Origin of the sequence: Azohydromonas lata NBRC 102462 (genome assembly GCF_001571085.1) — a bacterium.
In the GTDB taxonomy this organism is placed as follows: Bacteria; Pseudomonadota; Gammaproteobacteria; order Burkholderiales; family Burkholderiaceae_C; genus Azohydromonas; species Azohydromonas lata.
Map to the genome: position 1 here is coordinate 1 of NZ_BCTC01000081.1, position 20,881 is coordinate 20,881.

The following is a 20,881-nucleotide window of genomic DNA, read 5'->3' on the forward strand; positions in this document are numbered from 1 at the left end:
AAGGGAGGTCTTCCAGGCCGCGGGCCTCGGGCATCCGCAGCCGGCGCTCGTTGACCCAGCTGCCGGCTTGCAGATCTTCCAGGGCGAAGCCGATGGGCACGTCGTAGCGGCGCACGGCGTCGCCGGCCTTCAGGTCGGTGAGGGCCACCTTGTGGCCTTGCGGCACGTGCTCGCGCAGCACCAGGCCGCCGGGCAAGACGGTGCCGGCGGGCAGGCCGCCGTCGTTGGCGACGATGGCGACGTTGTCGCGTTCGTCCATCTTGATGGTCAGGGGTTGCATGGGCTCAATTCTTGGATGGCGTGAGCCCGCCGGCACGGCGGGCACCACGTAGGCCGGACTTCAGTCGGCGGTGATCTTTCCGGTCTCGATGACCTTCTTCCAGCGCAGGAACTCGGCGGCCTGGAAGGCGGTGAACTGCTCCGGTGTGTTGGCCACGATCTCGAAGCCCAGCTCCTGCAGCCGGGGCTTGACCTGCGCGTCGTTGAGCGCGGCCACCAGTGCGCCGTGCAGCCTGGCCTTGACGTCGGCCGGCAGCCCCTTGGGCGCGGCTACCGCCTGCCAGGCGTTGACCACCACGCCCTTGATGCCCAGCTCCTCCAGCGTGGGCACGTCCGGCAACAGCGGCGAGCGCTGGGTGCTGGTGATGGCCAGGGGCTTGAGCTTGCCGGCCTTGAAGTTGGGCAGGCCGGTGTTGATGTTCATGAAGGTCGCATCGACCTGTCCGCCTATCAGGTCGTTGATCACCAGCGCGCCGCCCTTGTAGGGCACGTGCGTGGCCGAGGTGCCGGTCTGCTGCCAGAACAGCTCGGCGGTGAGGTGGTCGCTGGTGCCGTTGCCCGCGGAGGCAAAGGACATCTTGCCGGGGTGCGCCTTCAGGAAGGCCAGCACGTCCGCCACGGACTTGTAGGGCGAGTTGGCGGGCACGGCCAGCACGTTGGGCGTCTGCACCGCCACCGTGACGTAGTCGAAATCCTTGAGCGGGTCGTAGCCCGGGGTCTTGATCAGGTGCGGGCCGATCACGAACGGCCCCAGCGAGGACACCAGCAGCGTGTAGCCGTCCGGCGCCGCGCGCCTGGCCGCGGCGGCGCCCAGCGTGCCGCCGGCACCGGGCTTGTTGTCCACGACGAAGGTGGCCCCCAGCTTTTCCTGCAGCTTGGCTCCCAGGGTGCGGGCGATCATGTCGGTGGAGCCCCCGGGCGGGAACGGCACCACCAGGGTCACCGGCTTGTTCGGCCAGGCCTGGGCCTGGGCACCCGCCGCCAGGGCAAGGCCCAGGCCACAGGCGATCAGCAGCGTTTTCATGGTTGGTCTCCTCAATGGGGGCTTCACGCCGCAGGCGGGTCCGCCCTGCAGACGACTTGTCCCTGTTCGAAAAAGGCGCGCAGGTTGCGCACCACGAGATCGGCCATGGCGGCCCTCGTTTCACGGGTGTTGCTGCCGACGTGGGGCAGCAGCACCACGTTGTCCAGCTGCAGCAGCCGGGCGGGCACCTGCGGTTCGTGCTCGTACACGTCCAGCCCGGCACCGGCGATGCGGCCGCTGGCCAGGGCCTCCACCAGCGCCCGCTCATCCACCACGCTGCCGCGGGCGATGTTGACCAGGAAACCTTGGGGGCCGAGCGCGTCCAGCACGGCGGCATCGACGATGTGGCGCGTCGCCGCGCCGCCGGGCAGCGCCAGCACCAGGAAGTCGGCCCAACGCGCCAGCGCATGCAGCGAAGGCTCGTGCCGCAGCGCCAGCCCGCTCACGGGCTGCCGCGCGTGGTAGGCCACCTCCATGCGAAAGCCCGCGGCCCGCGCGGCGATCTGCTGGCCGATGCGCCCCATGCCGACGATGCCCAGGCGCGCGCCGCTGACCTTGCGCATGGTCGGGAAAGGCCCGCCGGGCCAGCGCCCGGCGCGCACGTAGCGGTCGGCCGCGCTCAGGCCGCGGGCGGCATCGAGCACCAGCCCCATCGCCGTATCGGCCACGCAGTCGTCAAGGACATGCGGCGTGTAGCCCACCTGGATGCCGCGCCCGCGCGCGGCCGCGAGGTCGATGCGATCGAGCCCCACCCCGAAGCTGGAGATGACTTGCAGGCCCGGCAGCGCCGCCATCATGGCGGCGTCCACGCCCACGGGCGCCGACGTCACCAGGGCCTGGAACGACGCGGCCTCGCCCTGCAGCCGGGCCGCGAGGTCGCGCTCGCCGGCCAGGTCCGTCACGTCGTGGTCCTGCGCGAGCCGCTCCAGCAGCGCCGCCGCGATGCGGCCCACGTTGAGCACGCGGGGGCGCGCCCCCGGCTTGGCGTTCAAGGCGTCCATCTCAGTCGAACTTCGCGCCGGATTCCTTGACCACGCGCGCCCAGCGATCCTTCTCGCTGCGGATGAAGGCGCCGAACTCGGCCGGCGAGCCTGGCCGCAGCTCGGCCCCCATCTTGGCCAGGCGGGCCTGCACCTCCTGGGTCGCGAGAATCCGGGTCACCGCGGCGTGCAGCGTGGCCACCACCGCAGGCGGCGTGCCCGCCGGTGCCGCAATGCCCTGGTAGGAGCCGGTCTCAAACCCGGGCAGGCCGGCGGCCTCGGCCACGGTGGGCACGCCCGGCGCCGCCGAGAAGCGCTTGGCGCTGGACACCGCCAGCGCCTTGAGCTTGCCGCCCTGCACCAGCGGCAAGGTGGCCACCATGCCGTTGAACAGCACGTCGGCCTGGCCGGCGGCAACGTCGTTGAGCGCCTGCGCGCCGCCCTTGTAGGGGATGTAGGACCACGCAAGGCCGGTGCGCAGCGCGAACTCGATGCCGGCCAGGTGGTTGGCGCCGCCCGTGCCCGAGATCGCGAAGTTGACGCTGCCGGGCTTGGCCTTGGCGAGGCTGACGAGCTCTCGCACGTCCTTGACCGGCAACTGCGGGCTGACCACCAGCAGGTGCGGCGAGTAGGCCACGAGGGCCACCGGGGCGAAGTCCTTGACCGGGTCGAAGGGCAGTTGCGCGAAGACGCTGGGCGCGATGGCCAGCGAGCCGATGTCGGTCAGCAGCAGCGTCAGCCCGTCGGCCGGTGCCTTGGCAACGAAATCGGCACCGAGGTTGCCGGTGGCGCCGGCCTTGTTCTCGACCACCACGGTGGCCCCCAACTGCTCGGCCAGCTTGGGCGCGATCATGCGCGCCAGGACGTCGGAGGTGCCGCCGGCCGCGTTGGGGACGACGATTTTGACGGTCTTGCCGGCGAAATGGGCGCTGGCGGGCTCGGCCGCCAGAACGGCCCCGGGGCCCCCGGCGGCGGCCACCAGGACGGCGGCGGCCATGCCGAACAGGCGGCGGCGCGAGCGGGTGAAGCTGTGCATGGTTTGTCTCCTTGTGGTGATGTGTCGTGCGAAGCAAGCGGCGCCTGGCGCTTGCCAGGCGGGGCCGGGTTACGAACGGCGGCCGAATTCCGCGGCCTCGCGGGTCCAGGCGCGGGCCTGCCCGCTCAGGCTCACGCCCAGGCCGGGCCGCGTGGGCACCAACATGCGGCCGTCCTTGATCTCCAGCCGCTCGTTGAACAGCGGCTCCAGCCAGTCGAAGTGCTCCACCCAGGGCTCGCTCGGGTAGGCCGCGGCCAGGTGCACGTGCAACTCCATCGCGAAGTGCGGGCCCAGCATCAGCCCGGCGGCTTCGGCCTGCGCGGCGATCTTCAGAAAGGGCGTGATCCCGCCCACGCGGGGCGCGTCGGGCATGAGGTAGTCGGCGGCGCGGTGGCGTATGAGCTCGCCGTGCTCGGCGGCGCTGGTGAGCATCTCGCCGGTGGCGATCGGGGTGTCGAACTGCGCGGCCAGCGCGGCGTGGCCCTCGTGGTCGTAGGCGTCCAGCGGCTCCTCGATCCACACCAGGTTGAACTGCTCGAAGACGCGGCACATGCGCTGCGCGGTGGGCCGGTCCCACTGCTGGTTGGCGTCCACCATCAGCGGCACGTGGTCGCCCAGGTGCTTGCGCACGGCCTCCACCCGCTGGATGTCCAGGGCCCGGTCGGGCTGTCCCACCTTGAGCTTGATGCCGCCTATGCCCCGCTCCACCGAAGCCGCGGCATTGACCAGCAACTGCTCCAGCGGCGTGTGCAGGAAGCCGCCCGACGTGTTGTAGCACTGCACGGAATCGCGGTAGGCGCCCAGCAGCTTGGCCAGCGACAGCCCCGCGCGACGGGCCTTGAGGTCGTACAGCGCCACGTCGAAGGCGCCCAGCGCCTGCGTGGACAGGCCGCTGCGCCCCACCGAGGCGCCGGCCCAGCACAGCTTGTTCCACAGCTTGGCGATGTCGCTCGGGTCCTCGCCCAACAACGCCGGGGCAATCTCCTTGGCGTGCGCGAACTGCCCCGGCCCGCCGGCGCGCTTGGAATAGCTGAAGCCCAGGCCCTCGTGCCCGCCGGCCGTGCGTACCTCGGCAAACAGCATGGCGACCTCCGTCATCGGCTTCTGGCGCCCGGTGAGCACCTTGGCGTCGCTGATGGGCGTGGCCAGCGGCAAGTAGCACGAGGAAATGCGCAGCCATTCGATGCGGTCGGTGCTGGCCGGGGTGGCGGTCGTCATGTCGAAGTCCTGGGTGGTTTGTGCTGAGGCACCATGAATGACAACGTTGTCATTCATGCATCAAAAAAACGTCGTTGTCGGCGACGGCTGGGATGGCGCCAATGATAACGTTGTCATTTGACGCGTCAAGCGACCCCACGGGCCTGTTGGACAATGGCGCTTCCGCACCGACTTGCCGCCCATGCCCACCTCGCCCGCTCCCAGGAAGACCGTCACGCTGCACGACGTGGCGCGCGAGGCGGGCGTCTCGCTGATCACGGCTTCGCGCGCGCTGGGCAACCCGGCGCTGGTGTCTAAGGCCACGATCGAGCGCGTGCAGCAGGCGGTGGCGGCCACGGGCTACATCCCCAACCTGCTGGCCGGCGGGCTCAAGTCCAAGCGCAGCCTGATGGTGGCGGCGCTGGTGCCCAACATCTCGGTGGCGCAGTTCCTGCCGACGGTGCAGGCGCTGACCGACGCGCTGGAGCAGGCCGGCTACCAGCTCATCCTGGGCCAGACCGGCTACGACCGGGCGCGCGAGGACACGCTGCTGGGCACCATGCTCAGCCGCCGGCCGGACGCGCTGGTGATGGGCGGGCTGGTCGCCTCGCAGGCCTCGCGCGAGCGGCTGCGGCAGGCGGACATTCCGGTGGTGGAGACCTGGGACCTCACCGACCACCCGGTGGACATGGTGGTGGGCTTCTCGCACCTGAAGGTGGGCGGCGCCATTGCCGGCTACTTCCTGTCCAAGGGCTGGACCCGGCTGGGCATGGCCACGGGCGACGACCAGCGCGCGGCGGTGCGGCGCGAGGGTTTCATCGCCACGCTGGGCCGCGACGTGCCCACGGCCGTGGTCAAGGCGCCCAGCACGCTGGAGGCGGGCCGCCGCGCGTTGGGCGAGCTGCTCGCGCAAGACCCCGGGCTGCGGGCCGTCTACTGCAGCTCCGACCAGATGGCGCAGGGCGTGCTGGTGGAGGCGCTGGCGCGCGGGCTGCGCGTGCCGCAGGACCTGGCGGTGTGCGGCTTTGGCGACGCGGACTTCGCGGCCCACCTGGAGCCCGCGCTGACCACGGTGCGCGTGGACGGCGCCGCCATAGGCCTCAAGGCGGCCGAGCTGCTGCTGGCGCGCTGCCGCGGGGAAGCCGTCCCGCAGCGCGTGGTGGACCTGGGCTTTCGCATCGTCGAGCGCGCATCCACGGCCGCCGCGGCGCCCGCGCCGGGCTGACCGGCCCAGCGCGACGACGAGGGCGGCGGCGGCGGCGCGCCGTCACAGCACCAGCAGTGCCCGGAAGTCGTTGACGTTGGTGAAGGTGGGCCCGGGGCTCACCAGGTCGTCCAGCGCGGCGAAGAAGGAATAGGCGTCGTTGCGGTCGAGGAAATCCGCGGGCTTCAGGCCCAGGGCCGCCGCGCGCGCCAGGGTGTCGGGGGTGACGATGGCGCCGGCGTTGTCCTCCATGCCGTCTATGCCGTCGGTGTCGGCCGCCAGCACGTAGATGCCGCGCTCGGCCTGCAGCGCCAGCGCGCAGCCCAGCAGGAATTCCGTGGCCCGCCCGCCCCGGCCGCCCTTGTGCCGCACCGTCACCGTGGTCTCGCCGCCGGAGAGGATGACGCAGGGGCTGGTGAACGGCTCGCCGTGGCGGGCCACGGCGCGCGCCAGGGCGGCGTGCACCTTGCCGACCTCGCGGCTCTCGCCTTCCATGTCGTCGGCCAGGATGCGCGCGGCCACGCCGCGCGAGCGCGCCAGCCGGGCGGCGGCCTCCAGGCTCTGGCGCGGCGTGGCGATCATGCGCAGCTCATGGCCGTCGAAGCAGGGGTCGCCCGGCGCGGGCGTCTCGAACGCGCCGCTTTCCAGGCCGGCCCGCGCGGCGGGGGGAATGTCGATGCCGTAGCGGCGCAGGATGGCCAGCGCGTCGGCGCAGGTCGTGGCGTCGCCCACCGTCGGGCCGCTGGCGATGATGGCGGGATCGTCGCCGGGCACGTCGGAGATGGTGAGCGTGAGCACGCGCGCCGGCGCGCACATGGCCGCCAGGCGGCCGCCCTTGACGGCGGAGAGGTGCTTTCGCACGCAGTTCATCTCGTCGATGGCCGCGCCGCTGCGCAGCAGCGCCTTGTTGACGGACTGCTTGTCTTGCAGCGTCAGGCCTTCGGCGGGCAGGCTCAGCAAGGCCGAGCCGCCGCCGGAAATGAGGCAGATCACCAGGTCGTCGGCGGTGAGGCCGCGGGTGAGCTCCACGATGCGCCGCGTGGCCGCCAGGCCCGCGGCGTCAGGCACCGGGTGGGCCGCTTCCACGACCTCGATGCGGCCGCGCCGCGCGGCGTAGGCAGGCGGCACGTGGCCGTAGCGGGTGACGACGAGGCCGGAGAGCGGCGCGTCCGCCGGCCACAGCGCGTCCACCGCCGCGGCCATGGCGCCGCCGGCCTTGCCCGCGCCCAGCACCAGCGTGCGCCCGCGCGGCGGCGAGGGCAGGTGCGCGGCGATGTTCTCCGCCGGCAGCGCGCGGGACACGGCGGCGTCGAAGAGGGAGCGCAGGAAGGCGCGGGGGTCGTTCATGAACGGTCCTTGCGGCCACGTCGGCCGAAGAAAAAGAGTCGTCATCCCGGCGCAGGCCGGGATCCACGATCACCGGGGTGTCTCGCTGGCCGGCATTGAAGCGGGCCGGCACCGGCCAGGCCACCGCCACGGCGCGCGAGGATCCCGGCCTTCGCCGGGATGACGGCGTTGCGGCTTGCGGCCGGTGCCGTCATTGCGCGCCAGGGAGGTTGGCGGCGATGGCGGGCCTTCAGCCCTCCTTCTTCGCCACCTCGTGCCCGGCCAGCAGCTCCAGCGCGCGCACCACGGCCGAGTGGTCCAGCCCGGCCATGCCGTTGGCCGCGCAACCTTGCATGAGCTGCGCCGTGCTGGCGGTATTGGGCAGCGCCACGCCCAGGGTGCGGGCGCCTTGCAGGGCGAGGCTCAAGTCCTTCTGGTGCAGGGCGATGCGGAAGCCCGGGTCGAAGGTGCGCTTGATCATGCGCTCGCCATGCACCTCCAGCACGCGGCTGCTGGCGAAGCCGCCCATGAGGGCCTGGCGCACGCGCGCCGGGTCGGCGCCGGCCTTGCTGGCGAACACCAGCGCCTCGCCCACGGCGGCGATGTTCAGCGCCACGATGATCTGGTTGGCCACCTTGGTGGTCTGCCCGTCGCCGTTGCCGCCCACCAGCGTGATGTTCTTGCCCATCAGCTCGAACAGCGGTTTCACGCGCTCGAACGCCGCATCGGGGCCGCCGACCATGATGGTCAGCGACGCGGCCTTGGCGCCCACCTCGCCGCCGGAAACGGGCGCGTCCAGGTAGTCGGCGCCTATGGCGTTGATGCGCTTGGCAAAATCCTTGGTGCGGATGGGGCAGATGCTGCTCATGTCCACCACCACCTTGCCGGCGGTGAGGCCGGACGCCACGCCCTTCTCCTCGAACAGCACGGCCTCCACGTCCGGCGTGTCGGGAACCATGATGAAGACGATGTCCGCCCGCTCGGCCACGCCGCGCGCGCTGGTGCACACGGTGGCCGACGTTTCCGCGATGGCGTCCGGCACCTTGCCCACGGTGTGGACGAAGAGCTGATGCCCGGCCTTGATGAGGTGGCCGCACATGGGCGCGCCCATGATGCCCAGGCCGATGAAGCCGAGTTTCAAGGGGGAAGTGGTCATGGTCGTTTCTCCTTGGTTTTGGTGGTCGCTTCAGCGGGCAAGGCGCTGCATCCAGGCCAGGCCCGCTTCGGTGGTGGTGGCCGGCTTGTATTCGCAGCCGATGTGGCCCTCGTAGCCCAGGCGGTCGATGTGCTGGAACAGGAAGGGCCAGTTGAGCTCGCCCGTGCCGGGCTCGTTGCGGCCCGGGTTGTCGGCGAGCTGGATGTGGGCGATGCGCGGCAGCAGCTTCTGCAGCGTCGCGGCGATCTCGCCTTCCACGCGCTGCGCGTGGTAGATGTCGTACTGCAGGAAGGCGTTGGCCGCGCCCACCTCGTCCAGGATGCCGATGGCCTGGGCGCTGGTGGTCAGGTAGAAGCCGGGAATGTCGAAGGGGTTGATGGGCTCGATCAGCAGGTTGATGTCGGCCGCTTCGAGTTCCTTCGCGGCGAAGCGCAGGTTCTCCACGAAGGTGCGGCGCAGCGTGGCGGCATCGACACCGGCGGGCGCCTTGCCGGCCAGGCAGTTGAGCTGGCCCACGCCCAGCGCCTTGGCGTAGCGCACGGCGCGGCCCACGCCGTCGCGGAACTCCTGCACGCGGTCGGGGTGGCAGGCGATGCCGCGCTCGCCCGCGGCCCAATCGCCCGCGGGCAGGTTGTGCAGCACCAGGGTCAGGCCGTGGGCGTCGAGCTGCTCGCGGATCGCCTGCGGCTCATGGTCATAGGGGAACAGGAACTCCACGGCCTTGAAGCCGGCGCGCGCGGCGCGCTCGAAGCGGTCCAGGAAAGGGACCTCCGTGAAGAGCATGGTCAGATTGGCGGCGAAGGTGGGCATGGTCTTGGTCCGTTGCGTGTTCCTGGGCTTGCGTGGCGAGTGCCTTGAGTGCCAGTGGCGCAGGCCGTCAGAAGAGATTCGTCATTCCCGCGAAGGCGGGAATCCAGGCGGCCCCCAAGCCGGCTGGCAGCCGATGGGCAGGCAGCACGCGCTTTTGCGGCCTCGTGCTGCCTGCGCCGTCCCTCACGCTGCGGCGTGGGGCCGCCTGGATGCCCGCCTTCGCGGGCATGACGGAACAGTAGGGAACCGTCGTCGCTATCGGCGACGGTTGTAGCGAGTGGCGCCTTACTCCAGCAGCCCCGCCAGTTCCAGCCCCTGGGTGCCCTCGGGGTGGCGGCAGTCGATCGATTCAAACTCGTTGACGTTGTTGATCTCGGTGCCCATGGCGATGTTGGTCACCCGCTCCAGGATGCACTCCACCACCACCGGCACGCGGTGCTGGCGCGCCAGGGCGTGGGCCTGCTTCAGCGTCTCGCCGATCTTCTCGGGGTCGGTCACGCGCAGCGCCTTGCAGCCCAGGCCCTCGACCACGGCCACGTGGTCCACGCCGTAGCCGCGCAGCTCGCCCGCGTCTTCCGGCATGTTCTGGTTCTCGAACGAGAGCTGCACGCAGAAGTCCATGTCGAAGCCGCGCTGGGACTGGCGGATCAGGCCCAGGTAGGAGTTGTTGACCAGCACCTGCACGTAGGGCAGCCGGAACTGCGCACCCACGGCCAGCTCCTCGATCAGGAACTGGAAGTCGTAGTCCCCGGACAGGCCCACCACGGTGCGCGTCGGGTCCGCCGCCACCACGCCCAGCGCGGCGGGGATGGTCCAGCCCAGCGGGCCGGCCTGGCCGCAGTTGATCCACTGGCGCGGGCCGTACACGTGCAGGAACTGCGCGCCGGCGATCTGCGACAGGCCGATGGTGGAGACGTACACCGTGTCGCGCGGGAAGGCGGCGTTCATCTCCTCGTACACGCGCATGGGCTTGATGGGCGTCTGCTCGTAGTGGCTCTTGCGGTGCATCAGGCGCTTGCGCTCGGCGCAGCGGAAGGCCCAGTCCTCATACGACTTGAGCGTGCCCGCGGCCTTGCGCTCGCGCGCCACCTGGACGAACAGCTCCAGCGCGGCCTTGGCGTCCGAGACGATGCCCAGGTCCGGCATGAACACGCGGCCGATCTGCGTGGGCTCGATGTCCACGTGCACGAAGGTGCGGCCCTTCGTATAGACATCGACCGAGCCCGTGTGCCGGTTGGCCCAGCGGTTGCCGATACCCAGGACGAAATCGCTGGCCAGCATGGTGGCGTTGCCATAGCGGTGGCTGGTCTGCAGGCCCACCATGCCGGCCATGAGCGGGTGGTCGTCGGGGATGGAGCCCCAGCCCATGAGCGTGGGGATCACCGGCACGCCCAGCGTCTCGGCCAGCTCGACCAGCAAGTCGCTGGCGTCGGCGTTGATGATGCCGCCGCCGGCCACGATCAGCGGCTTCTCGCTGGCCAGCAGCATGTCCAGCGCCTTGTTGACCTGCTTGCGCGTCGCGGCGGGCTTGTAGACGGGCAGCGGCTCGTAGGTGTCGATGTCGAACTCGATCTCGGCCATCTGCACGTCGAACGGCAGGTCGATCAGCACCGGGCCCGGGCGGCCGGAGCGCATGAGGTGGAAGGCCTGCTGGAACGCGCGCGGCACCTGCGCGGGCTCGCGCACCGTCACGGCCCACTTGGTCACGGGCTTGGCGATGGACTCGATGTCCACGGCCTGGAAGTCCTCCTTGTACAGGCGCGCCCGCGGCGCCTGGCCCGTGATGCACAGGATGGGAATGGAATCCGCGCCGGCCGAGTACAGGCCCGTGATCATGTCCGTGCCCGCGGGGCCGGAGGTGCCGATGCACACGCCGATGTTGCCCGCGCGGGCCCGGGTGTAGCCCTCGGCCATGTGCGAGGCCGCCTCCACGTGGCGGGCCAGCACGTGGCCGATGGAGCCGCGCTCGCGCAGCGCCGCGTACAGCGGATTGATGGCCGCGCCGGGCACGCCAAACGCCTGGCTGATGCCTTCCTTCTCCATCACCAGCACCGCGGCCATCGCCGCCTTCATCTTGGCCATCTTGGTCTCCTTCAAGGTCGATCAAAAACCGTTGGCGTGATGGTCGGTGCGGGCGGCCCGGCGCGGAATCCAAGCCGGCGGATATGAGCTATTCCACCGGCGCATGGCCTGGGGCAGACCCTGAGGGCCGCGTTGCCGCGGCTTGCAGTTGCAACCGCCGGTCATCGCAGTTGTGCATTCCGTGCAGGAATGAATGGGCCTGTGCTGGCTACAGTGCCCGCATGGACAGAGTGCAGGGCCTACAACTATTCATCCGCGTCGTGGAGACGGGCAGCTTCAGCAAGGCCAGCGCCGACATGGGGCTCACGCAGCCCACGGCCACCAAGCACGTGGCAGCGCTGGAGGCGCGCTTGGGCGCGCGGCTGCTCTACCGCAGCACGCGCGGCGTCACGCCCACCGAGGTGGGCGCGCTCTACTACGACAAGTGCAAGCGCATCGCGCAGGAGCTGGAGGAGGCGGACAACCTCGCGCTGCTGCTGCAAAGCCGCGTGGGCGGGCAGTTGCGCATCAGCACCTCGGTGGCCTTCGGCCGGCGCGTCATGACGCCGCTGGTGCTGCGCTTCATGCGCGAGCACCCGGACCTGTCGGTGGACCTGAGCTTCGACGACCGCTACGTCAACCTCGTGGAGCAAGGCGTGGACGTGGCGCTGCGCATGGGCCGCCTGGCCGACTCCACCTTGGGCGCGCGCTTCCTGGGCCTCAACCCCTGGCTGCTGGCGGCCTCGCCGGCCTACCTGCAGGCGCACGGCACGCCCGACAGCGCCGAGGCCGTGGCCGCCCACCCCTGCTTGGTCTACAGCAGCGTGCAGGGCGACGAGCGCTGGAGCTTCACCTTGCCGGACGGCCGGATACAGACCGTGCCGGTGAAGGGGCCGCTGCGCTCCAACAACCTCTCAGCCGTGCTCTCCGCCTGCCGCGCGGGCATGGGGCTGGCGGTGCTGCCGCACTACGTGGCGCGCGTCTCGCTCAACGAGGGCGCGCTGGTGCCCGTGCTGCCCACGCTGTCGCTGCCCAGCCAGGAGCTGCACGCGGTGTATCCCTCGCCCAAGCTGCTGCCGGGCAAGGTGCAGGTCTTCGTGAACTGGTTGCAGGCGCAATTGGGCGAGCGCTGGTGGGAGAAGAACCTGGAGCAGGAGCCGGCCCCGGCGGCCGGGCCGGCCCAGGCGCATCCGCCGGCGTGAGGGCTGCCCGTCAGGGCGTGTGCGTGGTCCGCTCCAGGCGGGCGACGTCCAGCCCCTGCGCGGCCAGGCGCTGCAGCAGCGCGTCGTAGCGCGCGGCGTCCACCTGCGGCGTGCGCGAGAGTATCCACAGGTACTCGCGCCTGGGCTCGCTCACGGCGCTGAGCTGGTAGCCGGCATCCAGGTCCACCACCCAGTAGTCGCCCCACACGGCCGGCAGCCACGACAGCCAGGCCGGCGCGAAGCGCACCTTGAGCTTGGGCGACGCGGGCCCGCCCTGCTGGCGCGCCGTGCCCACGGCCTCGTCCATGGCGCCGCTGGCCAGGCGGCAGCGGTTGAGCACGCGCACCGTGCCGTCCTCCTGCAGGCTGTAGCGGGCCTGCGTATCGGCCACGCACTGGCTCTGGAAGCGGTTGGGGAACTTGGCGATCTCGTACCAGGTGCCTTCGTAGCGCGGCACGTCCAGCGCCTCGATGGTGGCCAGCTCGGCCGAGGGCGCCGGGGCCTGCGCGCAGGCGGTGAACGCGGCCAGCGCCAGCGTGGTGCCGGCCAGGGCAAGGGGCAGTCGCATCGTGGGAGTCGTCCTGTGGTCGTGGCGGCCGTTGCGGCCATGGCGGCAGGCCACTGGCCTGCGCACGGCGGCCATGATGCCGTGTCCGTGCGGGTGGACCGCTCGACAGGCTTGATCGGGGCACATGGCAGGCCATGCGTGCGCCGCCGTTCAACGGCCGGCCGGGCGTCAGGCGGCGCGCATGCCGCTGCCCGGCGTGCGCAGCTGCAGCAGCGCCTGGAGCGACGCCGGCAGCGGGAACTGGTCCGCGCACAGCAGCGCGCTCACGGCGCGGCCGGGGTGGGCGGTGTCGCTCAACTGCGGGTTCAGCGGCAAGGGCTGGGCGCGGCGCAGGTCGGCGAACACGGCCACCAGCGGCTGCTCGGCGCGCCGGCCGCGTGCCAGCACCATGCCGGCCTCGCCGCTTTCCAGTTGCACCAGGCTGCCCAGCGGGTACAGGCCCACGGCCTGGACCAGCGCGGCGCCGATGGGGTCGTGCCCTGCGTGCTGCGCCGTGCACGCATCCGCATCCGCACCGCCGGCGGCCTGCAGCGTGGTCACGGGCGCGCGGCGGCTCAGCGCCATGCGCGTGCAAAACCGGTCCACGCGGCGCAGCAGCACGGCCAGGTGCTGCGCGGATGTCATGAACGTGGGCGGCAGCGCCTCAGACACCGCAACACGGTGCTGGCGCACGGCCTCCAGCCAGACGGGATCGCCATCGGCTTCCTCCAGCGCCAGCAGAACGGCGTCCTCGGCGTAGCGCCGCAGCAGCTCGGCCACGGGCTCGCCGGGCTGCGTGGCGATGACGCGGCCCATGCGCTCGCGCAGCACCACCATGGGCACGGACAGCATGAGCGCCGCACGTTCGAGATGCGCAATGAGCGCGGCGCCGTAGCCCAGCGCACGCGCGACCTCCGAAGCCACGAGCATGCGGCACAGCGCCTGGGCGCCGACGGCACCGGCGCCGTTGCGCGAGAGGGCCTGCAGGCCATGCAGCAAGGCTGCGTCCATGTCGCGCGCCGCCAGCACGCGGGCGCGGGAGCGCACCTGCAGCACCCGCTCCAGCCAGTCCCAGGTGTCGGCGCGGTGCTGCAGCGCGGCTTGCAGCTCCAGCGCAAGCTTGTCCCATTCCGAGCCGGGCGCCTGAGCCGCATCCGCGCAGCTCGGTACACGCAGGAAGGCGGACAGTTGCACGTAAGAGTTTGTCAAAGAACCCATGGCCGTCATGTAAGCTGTTACGACACACAGCGTAGGGACAGGGCTGCCGAAAAAGGTGGCTTAACCGTCAACGCATGCGGCGCCCCAATTGGCGAGGCGCCGTCGGCACCGCCACCGCCAGAGGGCGGTGCCGTGCAACCCGGGGCGGCCCCTCAATGCGGCACGGCAACGGCAACGGCTGCGCCGAGCTTGGGCGTCAAGGCGGCGCGGGCAGTGGCCACGGCCTGCGGCTGGCGGCCCGCGACTCGCAGCGCATGCAACTGTTCAAGAGACGGTTGAACGGGCACCTGGTCGGCCCTGAGCGCGGCACGCACGCCCAGCTTGGGCTGCGAGCTGTCGCGCAACAGCGGGCCCATGAGCACGGCGCCGCGGGCATTGAGCAGCACGGCCACCAGCGGCTGGTCGGCGCGGGCGCCGCGCGCCAGCACGATGCCGGTCTCGCCGCTGGCCAACTTCACGAAGCAGCCCGGCGGGTACAGGCCCACCACCTTGAGCAGCGCCCCGCCGATGCGGTCGGGCCTGCCGTCCGGCCCCATGCAGGCCTGCCCCGCGGCCTGCATGGCCGTGAGCGCCTTGCGCCCGGCACGGCGGCTGATCTTGGCGCAATAGATGTCCACGCGGCGCAGCAGCGCGGCCAACTGCTGGCCCGGCGTGAGCTGCTGCGGCGCCAGCCGCTGCAGCGAGTCGTCGTGGTGCAGCCGCACGGCCTCCAGCCACACCGGGTCGGTGACGCCGCCCTCGCGCAGCAGCCGCTCGGCCTCGACGCTGTGCTGGTCGATCACGGCGCGCATGCCGGCATCAAGCTTGGGCGCGGCCATGAGCGCCAGCCTGTCCTGCAGCCGGCGCATGGCGACGTTCATGGTGAGGGCAGCACAATCCAGTTGCGAGAGCAACTCTTCGCTGAAGCCCAGCTCGCGGCCGATCTCGCCGGCGATGAGCATGCAGCGCAGGGCCTGGTGGCTGCTGTAGTGGTCGGCGTGGCGCGTGCCGTTGTGGATGTAGTGGAACAAGGCCTCGTCCATGCGGCGCGAGGCCAGCTCGCGTGCGCGGGCCAGCACATCCATCACGCGCTGCACCCACGGCTGCTGCGGGCTGGGGTCGCGCAGCGCCGCATCCAGCAGGTAGACCAGCGCCTCCCACTCCTCGCCGGGCTTGGCGGAGCTGCTGGTCTGGCGCGCAGGCTCGGCCCGTGCGCGGGCAATGGCCGACAGCGGCGCATCGCGCCGTATAAGCTCGTCCACGCGGGCCGCCAGACGGCGGCGCCAGTCGGCCACGGCCACGGCATCGGCGTACACGCCGTTGCGGCTGCGCATCGTGGCGCGCGCCGTATGGCCGTCCATGGGCTCGCTGGCCGCGAGCAGCAGCTTGCCCTCGGCATCGAAAACGTCGAAGGGAAGCCGGTCCTCGGCTTCCAGGTATTCCGGGGAAAGGGATATCAATCTCACGGTCGGGCACCTGTGGACCTGCAAGGATCCATCCGGCGGCTGTGCAGCGCCTTGAGCGCGGACAACGACAACCGTTCCGCTCCGTTCAACGGATCGAGTCGCAGCCGCTTGCTGGACTCGACGGATTGCGGGAAGAAGCGGAGAGATCTCACGGCCGGTGACTGCTGAAACATCAGGCCCGAGAGTAGGCAAAACACCGGGGAGGAGAGTGACAGAAATGTCAAGCTCGGCCCACTCAGTGAGAACAATGTGCCTTCCTGCACGATCGGCAGCGGCCCGGCGCGAGCGGCACCTGCCGCACGCCGACCAACCCGGTAGCAGTCAACGTGAAGCGAACGGCACAGCGCAGCTTCAGCTCAGCAGCGCCCCCAGCTCATGGCCGCCCGCATGCGGCGGCGCACCTCCTGGGGCTGGCTGTCCAGCCATTCGTCGAACTCGCGCCGTGTCTGGTGCTGCACGTCCACCACGCCCACGAGCAGGGTCAGAAGCAAAAATCCGATCATGGTTGCATCCTCCTGGTTGGCAACCATTATTAGGTGTTTTCCCTAATACACAAGCCTTGAAAGCGTCACGGAAGACCGGTCACGCCAGCGAAAGCCGCGGCGCGTGAAGAATGAACGGCGTACCGGCGGTGCGGGTGGGGCTGTGCAAAAAGCAACGCCGCGGCCCATTGAGGGCGCGCGGCGTGCGAAAAGTGTTTGGGGCGCGCGGTGCCGGTGACGATGCCGGCGCGACGGGCAGGGCGTCAGGCGTGGCCGGGCGGGTAGCTGAAGCCGTAGCCGCGCTCCAGTTCCAGCCGGGTTTCCTCCAGAAAATCCTCCTGCACGGGGTCAGGCTCGCCGCCGCGCTGCAGGTGGACCTGGTACCACGCCGCGATGAGGACGCAGATGGTGGGCTCGGGGCCGTCCACGACTTCCTCGATGTCCAGGCCGCTGGCTTCGCAGATGGCTTCAATGGGTTCCATGGAGAACACCACGGCGCCGTCGTCGCTGTCCCGCGACAGTTGCAGGTCCGCGAAGTTGATGCCTTCGGGGATGGTGGCTTGCAGTTCGATCACGATGCGTCCCTCCGTGAATGCCGCTGCGGGCAGGCGGTTGTCGAAGAGGACAGGACCTTCAGGGCACCGGCCCCGGCCGCCGCGGCGCTGCCGCGGCCACCGGGTATAGGCCTCCTCCGGTCAGGCCTCGGCCTCAAACTAGCACGTATCGGGCCTGGGCGCGACCCGTCAGGAATCACGACGCCACCCCACCGGCGCACCACCAAGGTGCGCAGGCGTGGGGCGCGGGTTCAGCGCAGGACGAAATCCGTCAGGTCCAGCGCGCTCACGCCCAGCAGCCGGATGGCGAACTCGGCGTCCGCATCCGCGTCGGTGTTGGCGTAGAGCACGCCGTCGGCGAATTTCAGTTGACTCGCCGCGGTGAAGGCCGCCGACGCATCGATCAGGGCCGTGAAGGCCTCGCGCGCCGCGGTGGCGGTGTTGGCGTCCAGCCCAACGAGGTCCAGCTTGTCCTGGCCGCGCACGAAGTCGGTGATGACGTCGGCCGTGGCCGTCGTCGTGCCCACATCGGCCAGCCCGGGGAAGGCGAAGGTGTCGCGCCCGTCGCCGCCGGCAAGCGTGTCCGCGCCCGCGCCGCCCAAGAGCCGGTCGTCGCCCGCATCGCCCTGCAGCACGTCGTTGCCCGCGCCGCCGTAGAGCGTGTCGTTGCCCTCGCCGCCGCGCAGCGTGTCGTTGCCGGCCTCGCCCCACAGGCTGTCGTTGCCCGCGCCGCCGTCCATCAGGCTGGCGCCCAGGCCGCCGTGCAGCGCATCGGCCCCGGCGGTGCCGGCGACGGTGTCGGCCGGGTAGCTCACCGCCGCCGTGGCGGCGCTGGCAACGGCCTCCTTGCCGCCGAGCAGGTCCACGAAGGACGCCTTGACGCTGATGGCCTTGTCCACGTCGGCCGCCGTGAGCCCGTAGCTTGCGCCCGTGGCCCCGGCGATGGCCGTGCCGCCGCGCAGCCACTGCAGCGCCACGGGACCCATGCCGTCGAGATCCTGCAGCTCGAAGCTCGCCGACAGCGTGCGGCCCACCTCGGCCGTGCCGCTGACGGTGACGCTGCCCGTGGCCACGTCGTTGACGTTGGCCACCGCCGCCGAAGCCGTGCTGGTCACGCTCTCGGCCGTGCCGTGGCCGTCGGTGTAGGCCACCCGCACCGACACGGCCTGGCCCACGTCGGCCTGGCCCAGCGCATAGGTGGCCGCCGTGGCACCGTCCACCGCCACGCCGCCGCGCAGCCACTGCCAGCTCAAGGCGCCCAGACCGTCGGCATCCACCAGCTTGGCCGTCACGGCCGACAGCACGCCGCCCTGCCTGGCCAGGCCCGTGAGCGTCACGCCGCCCGTGGGCGCGTCGTTGACGTTGGCCACCGCCGCCGTCGCGTCGCTGGTGACGGCCTCGGCCGTGCCCAGCTTGTCCACGTAGGCCGCGCGCGCCGCGATGGCGTGGCCCACGTCCGCTTCCTTGAGCACGTAGGTGGCCGCCGTGGCGCCGGCGATGGCCGCGCCGTCGCGCAGCCATTGGTACTTGACGGTGCCCAGGCCGTCGGCATCGGCCAGGGTGTGGGCCGCCGTGAGCGTCTGGCCCTGCGTAGCCTCGCCGCCGACGGTCACGCCGCCCGTGGGCGCGTCGTTGACGTTGGCCACCGCCGCCGTGGCCGCGCTGGTGCGGCTCTCGGCCGTGTTGAAGCCGTCCACGTAGGACGCCTTGACGCTGATGGCCTTGCCCACGTCGGCCTGCGTGAGCGTGTAGCCCGCCCCCGTGGCCTGGGCGATGGCCACGCCCGCGCGCAGCCATTGGTAGCTGACCACGCCCAGGCCGTCGAGGTCGGCCAGCGTGTGGCCCGCCGTGAGCACCTGGCCCTGCGCGGCCGTGCCGCTGACGGTCACGCCGCCCGTGGGCGCGTCGTTGGCATTGGCCACCGCCGCCGAGGCGGTGCTGGTCACGGACTCCAACGCGCCATAGCCGTCGGTATAGGACACCCGCACCGACACGGCCTGGCCCACGTCGGCCTGCGAGGTCGCGTAGGTGGCCGCCGTGGCGCCGTCCACCGCCACGCCGCCGCGCAGCCACTGGTAGCTGAAGGCGCCCAAGCCGTCGGCATCGGCCAGCTTGGCCGTCACGGCCGACAGCACGCTGCCCTGCTTGGCCAGGCCGCCCACCGTCACGCCGCCTGCGGGCGCGTCGTTGGCGTTGGCCACCGCCGCCGTGGCCGCGCTCGCGACGGCCTCGGCCGTGCCGAACTTGTCCAGGTAGGCCGCACGCACCGAGATGGCGTGGCCCACGTCGGCCTGCGCCAGCTTGTACGTGCCCGCTGCTGCACCGGCGATGTCCACGCCGTCGCGCAGCCACTGGTACTTGATGGCGCCCAGGCCATCGGCGTCGGCCAGGGTGTTGGCCGCCGTGAGCGTCTGCCCCTGCGTGGCGCTGCCGCTCACGGTCACACCGCCCGTGGGCGCGTCGTTGACGTTCTGCACCGCGGGCGAGAGCTGGTCAGTGAAGGTTTCGGTCTTGCCGCCGCCGTCGACCCAGGTGGCGCGGGCGGCGACGGACTTGCCCACGTCGTCCTGCGTGAGCGTGTAGCGCTGCCCCGTGGCCCCCGCGATGGGCAGGCTGCCACGCATCCACTGCCAGCTCACGGGGCCCATGCCGTCGTCATCGTGGAGGTCGTGCGTGGCCGTGACCGTGTGGCCCTGGATGAACGAGTCCACGCTGAGCGTGATGCCGCCCCAGGGCACGTCGTTGACGTTGGCCACCGACGCCGTGGCCGCGCTGGTCAGCGTCTCGTGGCCGCCGTAGTTGTCGGTGTAGCTCGCGCGCAGCGTGAGGACGTGGCCCACGTCGGCCTGCTTGAGCGTGTAGCTGGCGCCGGTGGCGCCGTCCACGGCCTGGCCGTCGCGCAGCCACTGGTAGGCCAGCGCGTTGACCCCGTCGCTGTCCACGGGGGCGGCAGCCTTGAGCACCTCGCCCTGGCGCGCCATGCCCGTGATGGTGGGCGCCAGGGCGGCGTCGCTCAGGTTGGCCACCGCCGCCGTGGCGGCGCTCGCGACGGACTCGGCCGTGCCCAGCCGGTCGGTGTAGGACACGCGCACGCTCACGGCGTGGCCCACGTCGGCCTCCGCCAGCTTGTAGGTCGAGCGCGACGCGCCGGCGATGGCCGTGCCGTCGCGCAGCCACTGGTAGAGGAACGCCGCGGGCGCGCCGTCGGGGTCCACGATGTTGTGCTGCGCCGTGAGCGTCTGGCCCTGCACGGCCTGGCCAAAGACCTGCACGCCGCCCGTGGGCGCGTCGTTGACGTTGGCCACCGGCGCCGTGCTGTTGCTCACCACGCGCTCCACGATGCCGTGCAGGTCGTTGAAGATCACGCGCACCGAGATGGCCTTGCCCACGTCGGCCTGCGTGAGGGTGAAGGTGGTGCCGCCGTTGGGTTCGGGAATGATCTGGCCGTCGCGCAGCCACTCCAGCCGCGCCGCGCCCACGCCGTCGGGGTCGGCCAGCTCGTAGCTCACCGACAGCGTCTGGCCCTGCGCGGGCGTGCCGGTGATCGTCACGGTGCCCGTGGCCGGCGCGTTCTCCGTGTTGGTGGGGATCTCGGTGGTGTACGCGCTGCCCACGCCGCGGTAGTTGCCGTAGACGTCCCAGTAGGTCAGCAAGACCGATATCCGCTGGCCGATGTCCGAGGTCTGCAGCGTGTACGTGCTGCCGTGGTAGGCCTCGCCGCCGGCTCGGATCACCGTCGACCCGGAGTACCAGGTGAACGTCGGGTTCAGCATGCCCTCGACGTCGGCCACGGTGCTGGACACCGAGAGCGTGCTGCCCACGCGGGCCTCGCCCGTCAGGGTGACATTGCCGGTGATCGGGTCGTCCACGTTGCGCAGCGCCACCGTGGTGCTGCCGCTCACAGCAGCGTTGGCCTCGCCGCTGCCGTCGTTGAAGCTCCACTGCAGCGCCACGCTGACCGGCGGCACGTCCGAGCTGTTGGCATAGCCGATGCCGCGCAGCACCTCGTTGACGCGCGCCTGCGTGGCCTGGCCGTTGAAGCTGATGGACAGCACCCCGGCCGCATGGCCGACCGTGCCCACGGCCACGCCGCCCACCGTGGCCACGCCGCCGGCCAGGCTCAGCCCGCCCAGGCCGCTGAACCGGTCCTCCGCCGACGCCCCGCCCACGCGCGACAGCGTGAGCACGGCTCCGGCGTAGTTGCCCGCGCCGCCATCCAGCGCGGCGAGCTCGGCGTCGAACACGGCCGCAGACGGCGCCAGGCAGATGGGCTGGCTGCCCTCGGTGTACGTGGGAACGCCGGCCATTGAGGACGGCAGGCTGCCTTGCGCAATGAAGGAGGGAGTCGTGTTGCTCATCG

General features: G+C 71.4%; 17 protein-coding genes. 2 read left to right on the plus strand and 15 right to left on the minus strand.

Going from position 1 to position 20,881, the window contains the following annotated elements; translation table 11 throughout:
• From ALA01S_RS22260 to ALA01S_RS22280, 5 genes are all read right to left on the minus strand, one after another.
• On the minus strand, positions 1-280 hold a 280-nt coding region (locus ALA01S_RS22260; protein ID WP_218011510.1), incomplete at its 3' end, for a UxaA family hydrolase.
• Between the two features lie 60 nt (positions 281-340).
• The gene (locus ALA01S_RS22265; RefSeq protein WP_066341221.1) at positions 341-1,303 is read right to left on the minus strand and encodes a Bug family tripartite tricarboxylate transporter substrate binding protein; all 963 of its coding nucleotides are present in this window, start codon (positions 1,301-1,303) and stop codon (positions 341-343) included.
• Positions 1,304-1,326: 23 nt separating this feature from the next.
• A complete protein-coding gene (locus ALA01S_RS22270) occupies positions 1,327-2,304 on the minus strand; it encodes a 2-hydroxyacid dehydrogenase (RefSeq protein ID WP_066341224.1) in 978 nt (325 codons plus the stop codon).
• A 1-nt stretch (position 2,305) separates the two neighbouring features.
• On the minus strand, positions 2,306-3,319 hold the full coding sequence (locus ALA01S_RS22275) for a Bug family tripartite tricarboxylate transporter substrate binding protein (protein ID WP_084267816.1): 1,014 nt from the start codon (positions 3,317-3,319) through the stop codon (positions 2,306-2,308).
• Between the two features lie 69 nt (positions 3,320-3,388).
• Positions 3,389-4,537 (minus strand): L-talarate/galactarate dehydratase, encoded by a 1,149-nt coding sequence (locus ALA01S_RS22280; protein ID WP_066341225.1) that lies wholly within the window; start codon positions 4,535-4,537, stop codon positions 3,389-3,391.
• 181 nt (positions 4,538-4,718) lie between these two features.
• On the opposite strand from ALA01S_RS22280, the gene ALA01S_RS22285 reads away from it, so the two are divergent.
• A complete protein-coding gene (locus ALA01S_RS22285; protein WP_066341227.1) occupies positions 4,719-5,741 on the plus strand; it encodes a LacI family DNA-binding transcriptional regulator in 1,023 nt (340 codons plus the stop codon).
• Positions 5,742-5,783: 42 nt separating this feature from the next.
• On the opposite strand, the gene ALA01S_RS22290 is transcribed toward ALA01S_RS22285, so the two are convergent.
• The 4 genes from ALA01S_RS22290 to gcl form a co-directional block, all read right to left on the minus strand.
• The gene (locus ALA01S_RS22290; protein ID WP_238455896.1) at positions 5,784-7,067 is read right to left on the minus strand and encodes a glycerate kinase type-2 family protein; all 1,284 of its coding nucleotides are present in this window, start codon (positions 7,065-7,067) and stop codon (positions 5,784-5,786) included.
• A gap of 229 nt (positions 7,068-7,296) precedes the next feature.
• Positions 7,297-8,202, minus strand: a complete 906-nt coding sequence (gene glxR / locus ALA01S_RS22295; protein ID WP_066341232.1) for a 2-hydroxy-3-oxopropionate reductase — start codon at positions 8,200-8,202, stop codon at positions 7,297-7,299.
• A gap of 30 nt (positions 8,203-8,232) precedes the next feature.
• Entirely contained in the window at positions 8,233-9,012 is a 780-nt protein-coding gene (hyi, locus tag ALA01S_RS22300; protein ID WP_066341233.1) for a hydroxypyruvate isomerase, read from the minus strand.
• A gap of 285 nt (positions 9,013-9,297) precedes the next feature.
• On the minus strand, positions 9,298-11,094 hold the full coding sequence (gcl, locus tag ALA01S_RS22305; protein WP_066341235.1) for a glyoxylate carboligase: 1,797 nt from the start codon (positions 11,092-11,094) through the stop codon (positions 9,298-9,300).
• A gap of 221 nt (positions 11,095-11,315) precedes the next feature.
• Between gcl and ALA01S_RS22310 the strand changes: the two genes are divergently transcribed.
• Complete coding sequence (locus ALA01S_RS22310; protein WP_066341237.1) at positions 11,316-12,275, plus strand: LysR family transcriptional regulator; 960 nt, start codon at positions 11,316-11,318, stop codon at positions 12,273-12,275.
• Between the two features lie 10 nt (positions 12,276-12,285).
• Here ALA01S_RS22310 and ALA01S_RS22315 read toward each other — a convergent pair whose 3' ends face one another.
• The 6 genes from ALA01S_RS22315 to ALA01S_RS22335 all read right to left on the minus strand — a co-directional run bounded on the left by ALA01S_RS22315 (position 12,286) and on the right by ALA01S_RS22335 (position 20,879).
• Entirely contained in the window at positions 12,286-12,843 is a 558-nt protein-coding gene (locus ALA01S_RS22315; protein WP_066341239.1) for a lipocalin family protein, read from the minus strand.
• 168 nt (positions 12,844-13,011) lie between these two features.
• On the minus strand, positions 13,012-14,016 hold the full coding sequence (locus ALA01S_RS22320) for a hypothetical protein (protein WP_066341241.1): 1,005 nt from the start codon (positions 14,014-14,016) through the stop codon (positions 13,012-13,014).
• A 176-nt stretch (positions 14,017-14,192) separates the two neighbouring features.
• A complete protein-coding gene (locus tag ALA01S_RS22325) occupies positions 14,193-15,485 on the minus strand; it encodes an HD-GYP domain-containing protein (protein WP_157119190.1) in 1,293 nt (430 codons plus the stop codon).
• 356 nt (positions 15,486-15,841) lie between these two features.
• On the minus strand, positions 15,842-15,988 hold the full coding sequence (locus tag ALA01S_RS33340) for a hypothetical protein (protein WP_157119191.1): 147 nt from the start codon (positions 15,986-15,988) through the stop codon (positions 15,842-15,844).
• A gap of 242 nt (positions 15,989-16,230) precedes the next feature.
• Complete coding sequence (locus tag ALA01S_RS22330) at positions 16,231-16,542, minus strand: hypothetical protein (RefSeq protein ID WP_066341244.1); 312 nt, start codon at positions 16,540-16,542, stop codon at positions 16,231-16,233.
• A gap of 230 nt (positions 16,543-16,772) precedes the next feature.
• Positions 16,773-20,879 carry a M10 family metallopeptidase C-terminal domain-containing protein gene (locus ALA01S_RS22335; RefSeq protein WP_066341245.1) on the minus strand — a complete coding sequence of 1,369 codons (4,107 nt, stop codon included), beginning with the start codon at positions 20,877-20,879 and terminating at the stop codon, positions 16,773-16,775.
• Between the last annotated feature and the right edge of the window lie 2 nt (positions 20,880-20,881).